Genomic DNA, 18,255 nt, shown 5'->3' with positions numbered 1-18,255 from the left:
TCGCTCGGCGCGCTTCTTCGTCATCGCGGCTTCTTCGCCGCGATCTTCGGAAGCCCCACCCGCTCCGCGGCCCAGACCATGTCTGGGTTCGTGAAGCCCGCTTGCACGATCGCCTTCACGTAGTCGTCCGCCTTGCGCGTCTTCATCGCGCCGTACGCCATCGCCGCGATCTCGCGCGTCGGCATCGGGGCCGCGGTCGGCGGCGGGTCCTCCGTCGCGACGATCGCCTTCGCGTCGTCGGCCTTGCCGTGGATCGCCTGGGCGTAGGCGCGGAGCCACTTCGCGAGGGGGCCGCCGAGGTTCGAGTACGTCTTGAAGAGCGCGGCCGCGTCGGCGTCGCGCTTCAGCGCGATCAACGTGTACACGCGCTCCGCGAGCGCGCGCAGCGTCGGCGTGCCCGCCTCGAGGCCGATGCGGCTCAAGCGATCCGCGTCCTCGAGCTTGCCCTCGTAGCGCGCCAGCCGCGCGAGGCGCACCGCCCGCATCGCGCGGGGCTCGCCGCGCCACGCCTCCGCGATCTTCTTCGCCGTTTCGAGGTCGCCGCTCTCGAGCGCCCAGTCGATCGAGACGAGGTCGGCCCACGGCGCCTCGTCGCGCGCGGCCTCGAGCGCCTTCGCGGCGTCGGCGAACGTGTCGAGCTTGCCGGCGAGAAGCGCCTGTCCGCGGTGGAGCGGCCCGATGTACGGGTGCTTCCGCGCCTCGTCCGAGAGCGCGTCGAACGAGCGGCCGAGGCGCTCCGCGTCGAGCTTCTCGTACGACGCGGCCGCGCTGACGAGCGCGACCTCGGGCGAGCTCTGCGGCAGCTCCTCCGTCGCCTTGAGCGCCTCGTCGAAGCGCGCGGCGAAGAGCGCGACGCGCGCGGCGAGGATGCGCGCCGGCGCGTAGGCGGCGGAGAACGAGAGCGCGGTGACGGCGGCCTTGCGCGCGAGATCCTCGTCGCCGGTCATGAGCGCGATGCCGCCGAACCACGTCGCCATGCCCGGCGTGTCGGCGAGGTTGAGGCCCTTCTGGGTGGAGGACTTCGCCTCGTCCTGCATCCCCTTCGGCACCGCGAGGACCGCGCGCGCGGCGAACGGCACGCTCCGCAGCGCGAGCGGGAGCGCGTCGGCGTGCTCGATCACCTCGCGCGTCTCGGCCGGCGGCTCGCCGCGGGGATCGCGCGCCCACGCGAGCACGACGAGGGCCGCGCTCTCGAGGCGCTGCGGGTGGCGGATGCGGATCTCCTTCGCGAGCTCGGTCGCGCGCTTGACGTCGCCGTCGACCGCCATCGCGCGGTTCAAGAGGATCTGCGCGGTGAGCATGTCGGGCGCGAGCTTCACCGCCGCTGCGTAGCGCTCGAGCGCGCGCGGATCGCCGGCGCGCTCGAACGTCGCGCCCGCGACGAGGTGAAACCACGGATCGTCGCCGCTCCTCTCGTCCCACTTCGCGACGTTCGCGATCGCGCCCGCGGTGTCGCCCTGGAAGAGGAACGACGCGACGTGCGCGAACGCGTACCGCTTCTCCTCGATGCCGACCTCCTTCGCGCGCGCGGTCGCCTCCTCGAACGCGATGTCGCCGCCGCCCTTGAGGAGGCCGAGCGTGACGCGCTCGTGGAGCCACGTCAGCGCGGCGTGCGGCGAGCGCGAGTCGAGCTCGAACGCCTTCGCGATCGACTTCTCCGCCGGATCGAGGAGCTTCGCGTCGGCCTGCTCGAGGTCCTTGTCGACCTGGACGAGGAGCTGCTCGGCCTCTTGCCTGTCGCGCGCGCGCGCGTTCGTGACCATCACGAACGTGGTCGCGCCGCCGGCGAGGAGCGCGACCGCGAGCCCGACGAGGACGCCGATGCTCTTCTTCGAGCGGACGACCTCCGGCTTCGTCCACGGGAACACCTGCGGCACCGCGACGGCGTCGCGCTCGTAGACGCCGGCGAGCTCGAGCGCGTCGAGGACGTCGCGCGCCTCCGGGATCGCCGCGCCGCCGAGCTTGATCTCCGGCCGCGGGAGGCTCTCGAGCAGGATCGGATCCGACGGCGGCGGCTGGCGAAACGAAGGCGGCGGCTGCGGCCCCGACGGCGGCGCGGCGGGGATGCGCCCCGACGACGGCGGCGCGACGGGCATGCGCCCCGACGACGGCGCGGGCGGCGTGAACCCACCCTGCGTGCGCGCGACGGAGCGCGACGAGTCGGGCGGCGGCGCGAACGGGCCCGTCGAGTTGACGATCGCCTCGGGCTGGATGTCGAACTCGAGCGCGCGGGTCGGCGCCTTCAGCGCGATCTCGTCGTCCGGCGTCAGCACGCCGAGCTGCGAGCCGCGGCGGCTCGAGCGCGGCGCGGGGATGTCGACCGGCTCCGAGAGCACCGCGTCGATCTGCGCGCGGAGCTCCGTCTGCTTCCGGATCATCGTCTCGATCTCGCCGTCCGACTCCGGCGGGACGAGGCGGCGCGAGCCGAAGCTCGGGCCGGTCCGATCGTCGCGTCCGCCGCGCCCCATCGGCGACTGCGCGAAGAGGTCGGCGACGGCGCCTTCTCCCGCCGCGTGCTGGGTGGGGATGAGGGAGCGCGCCTGTTCGAGCATGACGGTCGCGTTCGTGCTCGACCCGAACATCACCGCCTTCTCGAGGACCTTCTCCGCGCGCTCCGCGTCGCCGCGACGGAGGAGCACCTCACCGAGCCAGCGATAGACCTCGCCCTCGCGCGGCTGGAGGCGGCCGGCGGCGAGGAGCGCGCTCTGCGCCTCGTCGAAGCGGCGCACCTCGAGGTACCGGCGCGCGGCGACGATGAGCTGCCCCACGTCGGCGTTGCGCAGCGCTTGGCCGTAATGCTCGTCGATCGACTCGTGACCCATCGAACCTGGCCGAAACAGCGTACTATGGCCGGGGCTGAAAAGGTGAGGTCGGGATGAGCGAAACAGAAGCCACGTTCCAGCATCAGGCGTCCTTCGAGGCGGGCGAGGTCACCGGCAACCTGCGTCACGGCAAGCTCGAAGCGATGTACGAAGAGCTGTTCGCTGACGTCATCGAGGACGGCATCATCACGCAGGAGGAGCGGAACCAGCTCGACAAGATGGCCGACAACCTCGGCCTCGATCGCGCGCGCCTCCGGAAGCTGGAGAGCGCGCTCCAGGCGGCGTACGAGTCGCGGCATCGCATCGTCATCAAGGACCTCTCGTTCACCGACGAGCCGCCGCCCGCGACGATCATGCCGCTCGAGCAGCCGACCGATCAGCGCACCCTCGCGCTCGAGCGGCGGATCAAGTTCCTCGAGGACCGGATCAAGGAGCTCGAGACGGAGCTCGCGGACGCGCGCGCGCACGTGGCGGTGGAGGTCGACCTCTCCGACGTCGAGCCTCCGACGAGCCAGCGCGGCCCGATCCCCGACGACGATCCCGCCGAGCTCGCGCGCCGCGTCCGCCACGACCCGCGCGACGTCGACACGCTGAAGGCCCTCTTCCGCGCCTACAAGAAGGCGGGCGACAGCGATCGCCAGTGGTGCGTGTCCCAGGTCCTCGCCTACCTCGACGCGGCGGAGGGCGAGGAGAAGGAGGTCTACGTCCGGCACCGCGAGGCGGCGCTCATCCGTCCGACCGCCGCCGTCACGCCGGACGCGTGGAAGCGCCTCCTCTTCCATCCCGAGGAGGAGCCGCTCGTCGGCGAGATCTTCTCCGTCGTCGTCTCGGCGGTCCTCCTCGGCCGCATCTCGGCGATGCGCCGCGACAAGCAGCTCATCAAGCTCGATCCCGCGAACAAGCAGGACCCGGCCACGACGACGGTGCAGGCGGTCCGCTGCTTCTCGTGGGCGGCGGCGATCCTGGGCATGCACTCGCCCGCGCTCTTCACCGACGTGGACTTCGAGGGCTTCGTCGAGATGGTGCCGGGCGTGCCTCCCGCGTCGCGCATCGGCGCGAAGGCGCTCTCGGGCCGCTCCGCCGCGGAGCTCGCGTTCCTCGCCGGCCGCCACCTCGCGAACTACCGCGAGGAGCACTTCGTGAAGATGCTCGTCCCCTCGGCGCGCGGCCTCGAGGACATCTTCCTCGCCGCGCTCTCGATCGGCAACCCGGGCCTCCCGCTCTCGGCGCAGGTGAAGCAGCTCGTCGTCCCGATCGCGAAGGCGATCGAGCCGATCCTCGAGCCGGCGCAGATCGATCGTCTCCGCGGCCACTTCCTCCGTTTCGTGGAGGAGGGCGGCCGCGCCAACCTCGCGCGCTGGGCGACCGCGAGCGACCGCACCCTCGCGCGCGCGGGCCTCCTCCTCGCGAACGACCTCCGCGCCGCGCACAACGTCTTCTCGCTCGAAGACAAGACGCACCTCGACGAACAGATGGACGACCTCATGAGCTTCGTGGTCTCGGACCGCTACGCGAAGCTCCGCAAGCAGATCGGCATCGCGATCCCCGAACAATGACCGGAACTCAAAAGACCCTCGCCTTCGTCGCCGCCGCCGCCGTCGTCGCCGTCATCCTGGGCATCGCCTTCGGCGGCAAAGACGATCCCAAGAAGACGCCCGACGCCGAGCCCACCTCGAGCGGCATCGTCGAGACGACCGCGGCGCCGCGCGCGCCGTCTCCGCCTCCACCCACCCCCGACCCGTCGGCGGCGCCGATCGCGAGCGGCCCTCCGGTGAACATGGCGACGCTGGCGCAGGAGGCGAAGCACGTCGCGAACGCCCGCGAGGCCCTCGCGAGCGGCGACGCGAAGAAGGCGCTCCACGAGATCGACCTCTACGAGGCCATCCCCGGCCGCAACGCGCTCACGCCGGAGGCGACGATGGTGAAGATCGAGGCCCTCTCGAAGGTCGGCCGCCGCACCGACGCCCTGGCCCTAGGCATGTCGACCCGCGACGACCCAAAGATGGCCTCCTACCAGGGCCGCGTCGAAGACATCCTCCAAGACGCAGGTCTCATCTCTCCGCCCCCGCCCCCGATGCCGGCACGCTAACTCCCAAACGTCTCTTCTCTTACTTAGGCCAGCACGAGTAGCCGGCCTTTCGCTACGTCGTCGGTCAGGGGCGCTGTGAGGCTCTGCCTTTCGCAACGCCTCGCGGCACCTACCAGCCATCCCTCCCCACCCCCGCGCGCCCCCACCCCAGACACGCACGCCGCTCACTTCAGGATGCCACTCCGCGGGGCACGCCGCTCCGCCGGGGCACGCCGCTCCGCCGGGGCACGCCGCTCCGCCGGGACACGCCGCTCCGCCGGGGACACGCCGCTCCGCCGGGGCACGCCGCTCACTTCAGGGATGCCACTCCGCGGGGGCACGCCGCTCGGCCGGGGGCGCCACTCCACCCGATACGCCGCTCCGCCAGGCGTACCCGGCATGCTCCGGCGGAGTGGCGTCTCCGAGCGGCGTGCCGCGGCGAAGCGGCGTCGCGACGTCGCTGCGGTCGCCTTGGTCCCATGAGGTGTTCACGCGGTTGGCCGCGAGAGCGGTGACACCGATTGGGCGATGAAGACTCGAGCCGTGTTCACAGGTTCTCCCAAACTTTCTCCCAAATATTTCGCGTTCGTGGGTCATGCGTCACGACCCACCGGCCGCCGCTTCCAGCCTTGTCCACAGGTTCTCCCAAGCATCCCGTTCCTTCGGTCCCGCGAACGGACAAGCCACGAACGCATAACGCCCCCATGCACTTGCAAGTGCCGTAAAAATAGCTATGCTAAACAAATGGCGAGGGCTCGGAAACGACAGCGAAGAGGGCAGCTTCCGCTGTTCGTCGAGAAGTTGCGCGTTGGTCGGGGCGGGCGGCCTCCGCGGCCGGAGCGGATCGGGTTCGTGAAGCACGTGACGCGAAAGCCGCATCATCGCGATCATCCGTTGCACGTCTCGATGAAGCGCGTCCCGGTTGGGCCGAGCTTCCGCGCGGAGCGCGTGCATGCGGCGATCGTCGACCAGATCGCCGCGTGCGTCGCGCGCGGTGTTCGCGTTGTGCATTACTCCGTGCAGCACGACCACTTGCATCTGCTCGTCGAGGCTCAAGACAAGAAGGAGGTCGCGCGTCGCCTGCAGCTCCTCTTCTCGCGCATCGCGTTTGCGGTGAATCGTGTCGCGCGCCGCCACGGCTCGCTCTTTCGTGATCGCCACCACCGTCGCGAGCTCACCTCGCCGACGGAGACGCGCAACGTCCTCGTGTATCTCTTCTTCAACACGCGGAAGCACGCGATCGAGCACGCGCGCGCCACGAACGCGACGTTCGAGCTCGACACGATGACCTCCGCGGCATGGTTCGACGGCTGGCACCCCATCGCACGGCCGCCGCCCGCCGCATTCGCCCGCGCTCGCGGCGCACGAGCATCACCTCCGACCGCGCCGCCGCAAACGTGGCTCGCAGCAGAAGGCTGGCTCCGCGGCGGCGGCCCGATCGGCTTCCACGAGCTCCCTTCCGTGCCTCGCCAGCTGCGCGCGTGAGAGCCTCGCTACAGCGCGTGAATTCGCCAGCTGCGCGCGTGAGAGCCTCGCTACGGCGTGCGTGAATTCGCTAGCTGCGCGCGCGGGTGAGCTCGCCAGCTGCGCGCGTGAGAGCCTCGCTACAGCGTGGGTGAATTCGCTAGCTGCGCGCGCGGGTGAGCTCGCCAGCTGCGCGCGTGAGAGCCTCCTATGGTGCGGGTGAGCCAGCTGCGCGAGTGAGAGCTTCGCTACGGCGTGGGCGAATTCGCCAGCTGCGCGCGTGAGAGCCTCGCTATGGCCGGGTGAGGGCCTCGCGTCGGTGAACTGCGTTGGCGTTTGGGCGGTGCGGGTTTCGCGTGCTCGGATACGGCGTGGGTGAATGCCTCGCTCGCGTCGGCGAGCTGCGTCGGCGTTCGGGCGGTGCGGGTTTCGCGTGGTCGCGTCGGTGTTCGGTGCTCGGATACGGCGTGGGAGGGGCTCGCTACCGCGCGGGTGAGGGCCCGCGTCGGCGTTGGCCGGTGCGGTTTGCGTGTTCGTGTTCGTGTCGTGTCGGTGTTCGGAGGGTGGGGCGCGAAGGGGCGGAGCGTCCGTTACGAAGCGTTCAGCTCGGCGTTGGAGGTCGCGGCGTCCGTTACTGCTTCGTGTACTTTCCTGATAGCGATGCGCTGCCGGCCTTCTTCGCCTGGAGGAGGGCGTCGATGTCCTTGGGGTCGGTGGCGCCTTCGACGGGGATGCTCGCGTCGGTGAACGCGAGGAGCGTGAGCTCGTAGGTGTGCGTCGGCGGGCCTGAGATGGGGCACATGTTGCCGTAGCCGAGCTCCTCGCCGAAGCTCCACTTCGCTTGCTTCGCGCCTCCGCCGGGCGGGTCCGGGCTCGCCGTCTTCGCGATCCCCTTCGGCAGCGACGTCGTCGACGCGGGGATGTCCCAGAGGACCCAGTGGTAGTTGTTGCCGCCGTTCTCGAACGTCTTGTCACGCATCACGATCGCGAAGCTCTTCGTGCCGGCGGGCGCGCCGCTCCACGCGAGCGGGATCGACTCGCCCGCTCCGTCGCACGAGTGCTCCTTCGGGATGTCGCCGCCCTCCTGGAACGCCGGGCTCGTGAGCGCGAACGTGCTCGACGACGCTTCTTCGCCGGCGTCGCTCCCGTCGCCGCCCGAGCTGCTGGAGCTGGCGTTGCCCGAGCTGCCGGAGCTGCTCGACGTGCTCGAGGAGCTCGAGGTACTCGACGTGCTCGAGCCGCTCGGCGCGTCGTCGTCACCGCACGCCGCCGAGAGCGTGGAGAGCGCCGCGATCGCCACCAACGATCCACAAACCCCATGGATGAAACGCATCCCGTGAGGATACACGCGAGCGGCGTGGGCGCGTCAGCCCGTGGCTTTGAGCCAGCCCGTCTTCTTCTTCGGGATCGCGCCGCAGTAGCCGCATTGCGGCGTCGTCTCGTGGAGCGGCGTGTGGCAGTGCCAGCACTTGCACGCCGGCGTCTTCGTCTCCACGCGCGAAGCGTAGCCGAGGTACGACGTGGAGTGCGGCGGCGGCGGCGTGCCTGCCGGGGCGGCGGCGCGGGCGAACCAGGCGGACGTCGTCGGGCTGCTCTCGGCCGGCACGACGCTCGCGACCGGCATGTGGCCGGAGGCCTGCGGGCGCGCGGAGAGCGCGAGGACGTGGAAGGCGTCCATGCTCGCGTCGAGCACGTCCTCGTCGTCGATCGTGATCGCCTCGTCGTCGACGAAGAGGCGGCGGCCGTCGATGAAGAGGCGATCGGGATCGATGTCGCGCCACTGGATCGAGCAGGCCGGCGCGCCGACGTTCTTCCAGCAGAGGCGGCGCGTGGTGACGATGAAGCCCTCTTCGCCGCTGCCGAGCATCGTCGCGTCGTAGAGCGCGAGGAGCTTCTCGGGGGAGGGGAGGTGCACGACGTGCGCGCGGCGCGCGGCGGCCTCCTTGCGCGCGGGGACGTCCGGCGCGACGAAGACGGTGCCGAGCACGCCGAGCTGGCGGCGGAGCAGCTCCACGATCGCCTTCTCCGTCATCGCGATGCGCGCCGCGTCCTCGCCCGCGTGGCTCGGGCGGTCGACCGGGAGCGTGCGCTCCGTGAGCGCCGCGAACTCCCCCGTGCTCGCGAGATGCTCGAGCCCGCACGTCGGGCAGCTCGTGGAGCCGTCGACGAACGGCGGCAGGACGACACCGCACTCTTCGCACGCCGTGATCTGGTCCGCTTCCATCACCGCTCTCCTACGTTCCTCGAACCCTGATTCTTCACCCGATGAGGGTGGATCGGGCGCCTCCCATGCGTCTCTTCGGTTCGTCGGCACATGGTGCGAGATGCGCGTACGTTCGCGATTTAATCCGAGAAATCGTTGGTCATGTAGAGCCGACCGGCTGAGTTGAAGAGCCCCACCCCTATCCGGCGGAGCTCCTTGCTCATCATGTTGTCGTAGTGGCCGCCGCCGGGGCCCTCCGCGAACATGAGCTCGAGCATCGCGTCGATCTGGCGCTGGCCGTTCTTCGTCGGGTTGGGATCGAGCACCGGGACGCCGTTCTCGTCGCCCTGGTTCTCGGCCGCGCGCGAGCCGAAGCCCGGCGCGCCCTTCGCGTGCGCCGCGAAGTGCGCGTGCGGGCGGTGATCGCTCGCGAGCTGCTGCGAGCCGCGGAGCGCGAGCTCGCTGATCTTCCGATCGTAGAGCAGCGGTGGGAGGCCCTTCCGCGCGCGGTACGCGTTCACGCGCTCGACGTTGTAGCGAACGAGCGGATCGGCGGGGTACGGATCGGCGGGGCGCGCGGGCGGCGGGGCCATCGGAACCGTGCGCTTCGTCGTCCGGATCGTCGTCTTCTTGATCGTGCCGTCGGGCAGCTTCTCGATCACGACCCGCTCCTCGACGTTCGCGCCGCCCCCAGAAGGCGCGTTCGGCCCGCCGCCGCCGCACGCCACGAGCACGAGCACGAGCACGAGAAGCAAGAGCACCCGCTTCATCTCGACCGCGCGATCTCGGCGAAGGACTTGTCGAGGTCCGCGCGTGTCAGCGTCGTCGCGGCGAGGTCGGCGTCGTCGAGGGCGCCGCACGCGAGGCCGCGGCGGAAGAAGGCGACGATCGCCTGCGCCGTCGCCGCGTCGTCGAAGTCCTGACCGACGCGCGACGCCTGCGTCGCCCGCGCCACGAACGCCGCGAGCCTCGCCGCGAGCGGCGCGCGCTCCTCGAGGAAGCTCGCGAACACCGCGCCCCAGCGCGCGGGGAGCTGCGCGGGATGGAGGTCCCAGCCCTGCCAGATCCCGAGCTTGATCGCGCTCCGCACGTTCGCGGCGTGGAGCCTCCACGCGCGATGGACCGCGGCGGTGTCGCCGCCGGTCGGCAGCGTCGTCGTCGCGCCGTCGGAGACGCCGACGTCGGGCAGCGCGAGCTTCAGCGTCATGCGCGCGAGCTCGTTGTACGGATGATCGAGCGACTGATCGCGTGCGCCGACGCCGAGCTCGGCGGTGAGGTCGTAGGCGCCGAGGTGGACCGCGACGACACGACCTCCTCCCGCGTCGACGAGCGCGCGTACGTCGCGCAGCGCGGCCGGCGTCTCGATCATCAGCTCGATCCCGACCTCGCGCCGGCCGAGCGCGTCGAGCAGCTCCACGAGCGCGTGCACCTCCTCGCCGCGCGTCACCTTCGGCAACGTCACGGTGAAGCCGGGCCGCGCCGGCGCCGCGTCGAGGAAGATCTCCAGCGTGCGGACCGCGCGCGCGAACGTCGCGGGCGAGAGCGACTTGACGCGAATGCCGATGACCGGGCCTGCTGCCGGCGCCGCCGCGAGCTCCGCCGCCGTGCGCGCGGCGTCCGCGTCTTCCTCCTCGTCGCTCCGCGGGCCGTAGCCGTCCTCGAAATCAATGCAGAGTGCATCGATCGCCGACGTCGCGAGCTTCGCGCGGACACGCGCGGCGACGCGCTCGGCGCTCTCCGGATCCGTCAGGCCGATCGCCTCGCCGAACGCGCGCGCGTCCTCGCCGTGACGGTCCATCGACTCGCGCGCCCGCGCCCCGAGCTTCTCGACGGTGCCGCGCGAGAAGAGGTGGGCGCCTCCGTAGAGGACATGGAGAGGGCGGGGCGGCGGCGATCCAGGGGCGGAGGCTCCGCGAAAGAGGCGCTCCGAGATCGCGGCGACGGTGGAGGCAGGAAGAGCCATACAGGCGACTAGTGTAGGCGCACTGCTTGCCTATATCTTTCTGTGTCGGCAAAGGAGCTCGGGATGATGCGGTTGCGCCTTGTCTGTTTCCTCGGTGTTACAGCGGTTTTCGCCCTGGGTCAGGGTTGTTCCAGGGCAACGGAGACCCCGCCCACCGACGAGGAGGAGCCGGGGGGAACGACCCTCGGTGACGACGACGACGAGAAGGACGACACCGACAAGAAACCGGAAGGGACCGGTGAGGCGCCCGTCACGACGCCGCCCCCGGTCGTCGACGACACGCCCCCGCCACCCCCGCCGAAGTCGTCGATGACCTTCTTCGTGACGAGCGTCCCCGCCGGCACCGGCGGTAACCTCGGTGGCATCACCGGCGCCGACGCGAAGTGCAAGGAGCTCGCGGCTGCCGCGCCGATCAAGGGCGACGATCACACATGGGCCGCGTACCTCAGCACCGCCAACGAAAACGCGAAGGACCGCATCGGTCCGGGGCCGTGGCAGAACCAGAAGGGCGTCGTGGTCGCGACGAACGTCGAGACGCTGCACACGCCGGAGGATGTGACGGGTCAGCTGGTCATCAAGAGCGACCTCCTCGTCGACGAGAAGGGCAACGCGATCCCGGCGGAGGGGCAGTGGATCCTCACCGGATCGCTCCTCGACGGGACGCGCCGCGGCAACGCCCACTGCAACAACTGGACGGCGAACCAGGGCAACCAGACCGGATTCGGAAGCGCGGCGCCGGAGACGAACCCGCAGATCGGCTCGGCCTGGAACTTCACCGGCAACGGCTCGCCGACCTCCAACTGCACCGTCCAGGGGCAGGCGGCGCGCAAGAGTCAGGGTCGCATCTACTGCTTCGCGAAGGACTGAGTCGGATCGTCGAGGCCGAGTGCCTCGACGTGCTTCGAGAGCTGCCGGACGCGTCGATCGATCTGATCTACGTCGATCCCCCGTTCAACACGGGCCGTGTCCAGCGGCGCGATCGGCTGAAGGCCGTCCGCGACGAGGAGGGGGACCGCACCGGGTTCGGCGGTCGGCGCTACCGCACCGAGCGCGTGGCCGACGACGCGAGGTACGTCGACGTCTTCGACGACTACCTCGCGTTCCTCGAGCCGCGCCTCCGCGAGGCGCACCGCGTCCTCAAGCCGACGGGGAGCCTCTACTTCCACATCGACTACCGCGAGGTGCACTACTGCAAGGTGCTCCTCGATCGGATCTTCGGGCGCGCCTCGTTCATCAACGAGATCATCTGGGCCTACGACTACGGCTCGCGCACCAACAAACGCTGGCCGGCGAAGCACGACAACATCCTGTTCTTCGCGAAGGACCCGGCGCGTTACCACTTCGACACCGCCGAGGTCGATCGCATCCCGTACATGGCGCCGGAGCTCGTCGGTGAGGAGAAGGCGGCGGCGGGGAAGCTCCCGACCGACACGTGGTGGCACACGATCGTGTCGCCGACGGGGAAAGAGAAGCTCGGCTACCCGACCCAGAAGCCGCTCGGCGTCCTTCGTCGCGTCGTGCGCGCGTCGGCGCCGAAGGGCGGCGTCGTCCTCGACTTCTTCGCCGGCACCGGCACCGCGGGCGCGGCCGCGCTCGAGCACGGCTGCACGTTCCTCCTCGTCGACGAGAACCCCGAGGCGATCGCGGTGATGGCGCGGCGCTTCGGGGGCGCGCCGAACGTCGAGATCACGCGGCGACGTCCAGCTCGAGCTCCTTGAAGAGCGGCGCGAGCTCCGGGCGCGCGCGGAGCGGACGGCAGAAGCGCGCGGTGAGCTCGAGGAGCTCGCCCTCGAGGCGCTCGGCCTCCTTGCCTTGCTCGTGGATCGCGCCTTCGAGCTTGGCCCGCTCCTCGTCGAGCTCCTGCTCGTGCGCGCCGAGCGCGCCGCGGAGCTCGCGGAGCTGGAAGTCGAGGTCGTTCGCGGTGCGCTCCGACGTCTCGACGTGCTCCTGCGTGCGGCGCGCCTCGGCCTGGAGCGCGATCCACTCGTCGACCGCGTCCGCGATGGCGCGGTAGGCCTGCGCGAGGTCGGCGGACGGCTCCATGAAGCCGCAGCGGCCTTCCCAGAAGAGCGCCTCCTTGTGCGCGGCCTCGAACCGTTCGCGCGCGGTCTTCGTCTCCTCCTCCGTGCGCTTCAGCGTCTCGCGCGCCGTGCGCACGTCCTCCTTCGCCTTCGACGCGTCGACGCCGAGCTGGTCCACCGCGAAGCCGAGCTGCGCGCGCTTGTCGCGGCCCTTCGCGTCGATGTGCTCGAGCTTCTCCTGCGACTTGAACGCCTCGAGGCGGCGCTCGACGATCTCGCGGACGAGGCCGTTCGCGCGCTCGAGGAGCTCGGTCAGCTCGCCCGGCGCCGACTCCTTCGCGCCGAACGCGAGCGAGAGCATCTGCTCGAGCACGAACACGCGGCGCGCCCACTGATCGGCCGGACCGGCCGCGAGCGTGACCGGCGCGACCGAGTGCGCCATCTCCTCGTCGGCGGAGGGCGGCGGCGCGGCCTCGCGCTCCTTGATGATCTCGAGGAGGTCCTGGTGCACGCGGTGCGCGTCGACGGGGCGGTCGGACGGCGACTTCGCGAGCATGCGCTGAACGAGCACGTCGAGCCGCTCGGGGACACGCGCGTTGAGCGAGCGCACCGGCGGCGGCGGCTCCTCCATGTGCTTCACGAAGAACGTCGCGACGTCGGGCGCGCTGAACGGCAGCTCTCCGGTGAGCATCTCGAAGAACACGACGCCGAGGGCGTAGATGTCGCTCGGGCCGCCGTCGCCCTTCCCGGTGATGCGCTCCGGGGCCATGTATTGCGGCGTCCCGAAGAGCTCGCCCTGGGTGGTGAGGCGCGAGTCCTGGCGCGACTTCGCGATCCCGAAGTCGAGCACCTTCACGAGGTCGGAGCCGTCTTCGCGCCGGACGAGGAAGATGTTCTCCGGCTTGATGTCGCGATGGATGATCTCGAGGTCGTGCGCGCGCGCGACGCCGCGGGCGATCTGGATCATCACGTGGATCGCGCGGTCGACCTCGAGCGGACCGCGCGCGATGACGGGCGCGAGCGACTCGCCCTGGAGCAGCTCCATCACCATGTAGGCGGTGCCGTCCTCGGTGTCGCCCTGGTCGAAGATCTCGATGATGTTCGGGTGGGTGAGGCGCTGCGCGGAGCGCGCCTCGCGCCGGAAGCGCTCGCGCACGACCGGATCGGTCGCGAGCATCGGGTTCATGATCTTCACCGCGACGAGCTTGTCGGTGAGCTTGTGCCGGGCGCGGTACACGGTCGCCATGCCGCCCTCGCCGACCACCTCCTCGATGACGTAGCGGCCGGCGAGCAGCGTGCCTAGGCGCGGGTCCGGCAGTGTGATCAGATCGGACCCCTCGACGAAGCAATACGTCGCCTCGTTCGGGTACCGCATCTTGCACTGCGGACACGTCTTCACGGCCGGTCAAGCATACGCGCCTCTTTCCCATTTGCCGCTGGATGACGGATACTTCGAGCGGCGTTTCCTCTCGGACATGCATTTCCCCGATCCTCCGAGCCCTTACGTCCCTCCGCCGCCCGGTCCTCCGGCGGTGCGATACGTTCCGCCTGCACGGCGGCCGCACCGATGGGGCCTCCGGATCGGCCTCGCGGCCGCGATGTTCGCGGCGCTGGGCGCGGGCGCCTTCGCCGCGAAGGGCCGCTGGTTCCCGGATGCGCGCGTGCTCCCCGGCGTGAAGATCGACGGCGTCACCTTGCCCGCCGGCGCCGATCCGAAGGCGTTCGCGGACGAGCGCGCGACGGCGCTCCTCGCGCGCAAGGTGTCGCTCCACCTCGGCGGCAAGTCGGTGCTCGAAGGCACGCTCGGAGAGCTCGGCGTCCGCGTCGACACCGCGCGCTCCGCGGCGTTCGCGGAGCGGGTGGGGAAGGACGGCGACGTGCTCGGCCGCGCGTACGCGGCGGACGAGGCCCGCGAGGGGCGCGTCGACGTGCCGCTCTTCGTCTCGCTCGATCGCGAGGCCGCGCTCTCGCGCCTCGTCGCGCTGAAGGAGGTCGAGGACACGCAGCCGGTCTCGGCGCGGCTCGACCTCGACAAGCACGAGACGATCGCGGAGCGCGACGGCCACTACATCGACGCGGACGAGACGCTCGCCGCGATCGAGGAGACCGCGCGCGCGGCCCGCGGCGCCGACGCGGTCGCGATCACGCTGCCGACGCGATCGTTCGTGCCGCGCGTCTCCTCCGCGTTCCTGAAGAGCCTCGAGATCTCCGCCGTCGTCGCGGAGTACGAGACGTTCTTCTCGCGCTCGGGCGATCAGTCGAGGCGCGGCAAGAACATCGACAACGCGGCGCAGAAGCTCGACGGCCTCGTCATCTCGCCCGGCGAGATGGTGAGCTTCAACGAGGTCATCGGCGAGCGCAGCGAGTCGAACGGCTTCGAGAAGAGCTGGGAGATCTTCAAGGGCGAGATGGTCGAGGGGATCGGCGGAGGCACGTGCCAGGTCGCGTCGACGTTCCACGCCGCGATCTTCTTCGGCGGCTTCGACGTGCTCGAGCGCCTGCCGCACTCGCGTCCGAGCGCGTACATCCCGATGGGCCTCGACTCCACCGTCGTGTATCCGGCGGTCGACCTCAAGGTCCGGAACCCGCATCCGTTTCCCGTCGTCGTCCACGCCAAGACGGTCGGCGGCAAGCTGCGCGTCGAGCTGCTCGGGAAGGAGAAGCCGGTGAAGGTCGGCTTCAGCCGCGAGGTCGACGAGACGATCCCATACAAGCGGAAGATCGAGGAGGACCCGACGCTCTCCGGCAAGAAGGTCGTCGTCAAGCAGCACGGCATCAAGGGTTACAAGATCAAGATCACGCGCACGTTCACGTACGCGAACGGGACGAAGCGGAAGACGGAGGAGAAGGACCAGTACCCGCCGACGACCGAGATCTACAAGGTCCCGGTCGGCTTCGACGTCGCGCAGCTCCCCTCGTTGCCGGAGGAGGACGAGGAGCTCGGCGGCAACCCGGCCCCGGCGCCGCCGGAGGCGAGCACGCCGACGGCGCCCGGCACCGATCCGACCGCGGCGGTGGATCCGGACATGACGAGCAAGCCGGAGAGCGAGATCGAGTTCGTCGACGCCCCCGGCGCGCACGCCCCGACCGCGCAGCAGCGCGACCCGTCGAAGACGCTCCACCTCCGTCGCTGATCATCGCCGGTGCTTGGACGGACGATCGAGCCAGCGCAGCAGGTTCTCGATGACGGCGGCCTGCGCGAGGCGCCGCTCTCGGCCGCGGGTCGCCTTCGCGGGATCGAGCATCTTGACCTCTCCCGCGGCGTCCACCGAAGCGATCGCCCAGCGCCAGCCGAACCGTTGGGCGTCGGCTTCCATGCGCTTCCAGTCGGCGTTCGCGAAGCGCAGCGGCGGCGCGGCGCGCTTCACCTGGAGGCCGAGCTGCTCGTGCCCGCGCAGCGCGAGCAGGTCGAACGCGCCGCGCGACGCACGCGACTGGTAGACGAGATCGAAGCCGAGATCGGACAGGTGCCGGGCCACGGCCTGCTCGGCCTCGTCGCCGACGATCGTCATCGGCACGACCGTGCCGCCGGGGCCGCGCCAGCGCACCCACGAGCCGAAGAGCGGATCGGCGAGGGAGTAACGTCCGTCGTCGGCGCGGACGATGGTGTCTCCCAGGCGCTCGAGGTAGCGAGCGGTCGAGGCCGTCGACGCGCCGATCGCCTTCGCCACGTCCGTCATTCGCGTGGGCCCGAGCTCCGCGACCGCCGCGAGCGTCGCGGCGGCGGTCGTCGCCTTGCCGACCGCGCGGGCGTATTCGTTCTCGAAGTACAGCGCGAGCCGGCCGGTGCGCGAGAAGACGAGCGCCTGAACCATCGCCTTGAGGCTCTCGTCGTCGTACGGAGGCGGCTCGGTCACGAGCGCTTCCCCCGCCATCTGCAGGTAGAAGGGGTGCGTGCCGATGACCTCGACGAGCCGCGCGGCGATCGCCTTGGGGATCGGACGGTCGGGCGGCGCCGCGTCGACGAGGAGCTTGATCGCGTCGGCGGGGTGAAAGGGGCCGAGCTCGAAGAGCGTGAAGTGCTGGAAGAACGGCGAGTGGCGCGCCGTCACGAGCTCGCGCAGCGTGCTCTCTGCCGAGCCCGAGATGACGTACGCGACGCGCTCGTGCCGCTGCCACGCCGCGCGCATCGCGACGAACGGTTCGAACCGGCTGAGCGAGCCGAGCTCCTGCACCTCGTCGATCGCGAGCACCAGCTTGCGGTCGAGGAGCGCGCAGAGCTCCTCCGGCAGATGCAGCCAGCGCCGCACGGCGTCGGGGGTGGCCGGCTCGTCCGGGAGCCGGTCCAGATCGGAATGGAGATCGGCGCTCGCGTTCCGGAGCGAGCCTGTCTTGTGAAGGAGCGCGCGGAACTCCGCCGGCGTGTGGAGCCGGCGGGCAAACGAGGCGCCCGCCTCCTCCGCGAGCAGCGCGTCCAGCGCCCGCGCGGCGAGCAGCCGAAACACGTCGAGATCGAGCGGGGCGCGCTCGAAGACGTCGAGCAGCGCCACGTGCACGCCGCTGGGCGACCGGCGCGAGGCCTCCAGCAGCAAGCTGGTCTTGCCGACCTTGCGCGGTCCGACGATGGCGAGCCAGCGCGGCGCACCCTGGCGCAGCGCCTCGAACGCGTCGAGGAGGCCGGCCAGCTCGGTCTGCCGATCATGGAACGCGGTCGCCGTCACCGGCGCATTCGAGCGGAACACACGCTCGACCTTACCCGATGTCGTCAGGTAGGCAAGGTTGCCTACTGGCAAAATTGCCTACTGGCAGAATTGCCTACTGGTCGCGCGGTCGGAGGGAAGTAGGCTCTACCCATGCGTCTCTCCGTCCTCGTCGCGGTGCTCGGCGCGTGCGCGCCGTTCGGTAGCGAGCCGCCGCCGGTCGAGGAGAAGGCGCCCGTCGACGCGGGGGTTCAGTCGATCGCGGACGCCGCGCCGCGGGACGCGTCGTTTTGCATGACGGCCGCGAGACACGTGGCGTGCGAGGACTTCGAGGGCGACCGTCACCCGGGATGGGAGAGCGTCCCGGAGGAGGGGGTCGTCGTCAGGCATCCGTCGGGGGATCCGGGACGAGGGAACGTCGGGAGGGTCTCGATCCACGGCAGGTCTGTGCTGCGCGACGTGTTCGACGTGTCTCCCAAGGACGCCTCCGCCTACACGCTCTCGTTCGAGCTCCGCGTCGTCGCCGCGCCGCAGGAGCCCGCGCATCGCAACGAGATCGCCGGGATCAACGTCGGCGGACGCAACACGCACCTCGACATCGAGCACTTCGGGGGGAAGCCGGCGCTGACCGTTCGGTTTCACGCTGCGCCGGGGGACCTCGGCCCGCCGCTCCACATCGCCGACGTCACGCCGGGCGTATGGCAACGGGTCACGATGCGCGTCATGATGCAAGGGGTCGCCTCTCTGAAGGCGGAGATCTCGATCGACGGCGCGCCGCCGAAGGGGCGCGAGAACGTCCCGTTCGAGCCGCGCGATCAGGAGCGCTACGCCGCGATTGGCATGCCGTGGGCGGAGGAGAGCCCGGGCACCGTGGAGTACTGGATCGACGACATCCTCGTCACCGCCGAGTGATCCGAGCGACTCGCGAGAGGCGCCGCATATTTGACGCCTCCGCGCACCGATGCACATGATCCGCGGATGAGGCCGTCGTTTGTCCTCCTGCCGCTCGTAGCCGCGCTCGTGGCGACGCCCGCGTTCGCCGCCCCCGAGCCGGCGGCGTCCGCCTCCGCGGCG

Annotated in this window: 14 protein-coding genes; 7 read left to right on the top strand and 7 right to left on the bottom strand. The window is 70.6% G+C overall.

Annotated elements, in window-relative coordinates; translation table 11 throughout:
• Positions 1 to 20 precede the first annotated feature (20 nt).
• Complete coding sequence (locus tag KF837_38545; protein ID MBX3233288.1) at positions 21 to 2,822, bottom strand: hypothetical protein; 2,802 nt, start codon at positions 2,820 to 2,822, stop codon at positions 21 to 23.
• Between the two features lie 53 nt (positions 2,823 to 2,875).
• Between KF837_38545 and KF837_38540 the strand changes: the two genes are divergently transcribed.
• The 3 genes from KF837_38540 (at position 2,876) to KF837_38530 (ending at position 6,375) form a co-directional block, all read left to right on the top strand.
• Complete coding sequence (locus KF837_38540) at positions 2,876 to 4,378, top strand: hypothetical protein (protein MBX3233287.1); 1,503 nt, start codon at positions 2,876 to 2,878, stop codon at positions 4,376 to 4,378.
• Positions 4,375 to 4,911, top strand: coding sequence for a hypothetical protein (locus KF837_38535; protein ID MBX3233286.1), 537 nt, complete (start codon positions 4,375 to 4,377; stop codon positions 4,909 to 4,911). The genes KF837_38540 and KF837_38535 overlap by 4 nt, the downstream gene beginning before the upstream one ends.
• An 885-nt stretch (positions 4,912 to 5,796) precedes the next feature.
• Positions 5,797 to 6,375 carry a transposase gene (locus KF837_38530; protein ID MBX3233285.1) on the top strand — a complete coding sequence of 193 codons (579 nt, stop codon included), beginning with the start codon at positions 5,797 to 5,799 and terminating at the stop codon, positions 6,373 to 6,375.
• A gap of 610 nt (positions 6,376 to 6,985) precedes the next feature.
• Here the strand turns inward: KF837_38530 and KF837_38525 are convergent.
• The 4 genes from KF837_38525 to KF837_38510 form a co-directional block, all read right to left on the bottom strand.
• Positions 6,986 to 7,687, bottom strand: coding sequence for a YbhB/YbcL family Raf kinase inhibitor-like protein (locus KF837_38525; GenBank protein ID MBX3233284.1), 702 nt, complete (start codon positions 7,685 to 7,687; stop codon positions 6,986 to 6,988).
• A 33-nt stretch (positions 7,688 to 7,720) separates the two neighbouring features.
• Complete coding sequence (locus KF837_38520) at positions 7,721 to 8,578, bottom strand: hypothetical protein (GenBank protein ID MBX3233283.1); 858 nt, start codon at positions 8,576 to 8,578, stop codon at positions 7,721 to 7,723.
• A gap of 119 nt (positions 8,579 to 8,697) precedes the next feature.
• Positions 8,698 to 9,318: a CAP domain-containing protein gene (locus tag KF837_38515; GenBank protein MBX3233282.1), complete on the bottom strand. Its 621-nt coding sequence runs from the start codon at positions 9,316 to 9,318 to the stop codon at positions 8,698 to 8,700.
• Positions 9,319 to 9,323: 5 nt separating this feature from the next.
• Positions 9,324 to 10,520, bottom strand: a complete 1,197-nt coding sequence (locus KF837_38510; protein ID MBX3233281.1) for a phosphoenolpyruvate kinase — start codon at positions 10,518 to 10,520, stop codon at positions 9,324 to 9,326.
• A gap of 66 nt (positions 10,521 to 10,586) precedes the next feature.
• Here KF837_38510 and KF837_38505 point away from each other — a divergent pair, with 66 nt between their 5' ends.
• Together KF837_38505 and KF837_38500 are read left to right on the top strand one after the other, a co-directional pair.
• Positions 10,587 to 11,387, top strand: a complete 801-nt coding sequence (locus tag KF837_38505; protein MBX3233280.1) for a DUF1554 domain-containing protein — start codon at positions 10,587 to 10,589, stop codon at positions 11,385 to 11,387.
• Positions 11,321 to 12,238, top strand: a complete 918-nt coding sequence (locus KF837_38500) for a site-specific DNA-methyltransferase (GenBank protein ID MBX3233279.1) — start codon at positions 11,321 to 11,323, stop codon at positions 12,236 to 12,238. Before KF837_38505 ends, KF837_38500 begins: the two co-directional genes overlap by 67 nt.
• Here KF837_38500 and KF837_38495 read toward each other — a convergent pair.
• Positions 12,207 to 13,940 carry a protein kinase gene (locus KF837_38495; protein MBX3233278.1) on the bottom strand — a complete coding sequence of 578 codons (1,734 nt, stop codon included), beginning with the start codon at positions 13,938 to 13,940 and terminating at the stop codon, positions 12,207 to 12,209. The genes KF837_38500 and KF837_38495 overlap by 32 nt on opposite strands.
• A 133-nt stretch (positions 13,941 to 14,073) precedes the next feature.
• On the opposite strand from KF837_38495, the gene KF837_38490 reads away from it, so the two are divergent.
• Entirely contained in the window at positions 14,074 to 15,675 is a 1,602-nt protein-coding gene (locus KF837_38490) for a VanW family protein (protein ID MBX3233277.1), read from the top strand.
• On the opposite strand, the gene KF837_38485 is transcribed toward KF837_38490, so the two are convergent.
• Positions 15,676 to 17,223, bottom strand: a complete 1,548-nt coding sequence (locus tag KF837_38485) for an ATP-binding protein (GenBank protein MBX3233276.1) — start codon at positions 17,221 to 17,223, stop codon at positions 15,676 to 15,678.
• Between the two features lie 111 nt (positions 17,224 to 17,334).
• On the opposite strand from KF837_38485, the gene KF837_38480 reads away from it, so the two are divergent.
• Complete coding sequence (locus KF837_38480) at positions 17,335 to 18,093, top strand: hypothetical protein (GenBank protein ID MBX3233275.1); 759 nt, start codon at positions 17,335 to 17,337, stop codon at positions 18,091 to 18,093.
• Positions 18,094 to 18,255: the final 162 nt, after the last annotated feature.

This window comes from Labilithrix sp., from assembly GCA_019637155.1.
Lineage (GTDB): Bacteria > Myxococcota_A > Polyangia > Polyangiales > Polyangiaceae > Labilithrix.
Note: the sequence above shows the minus strand (reverse complement) of the source record. Positions and strands in the feature narration are given on the sequence as shown.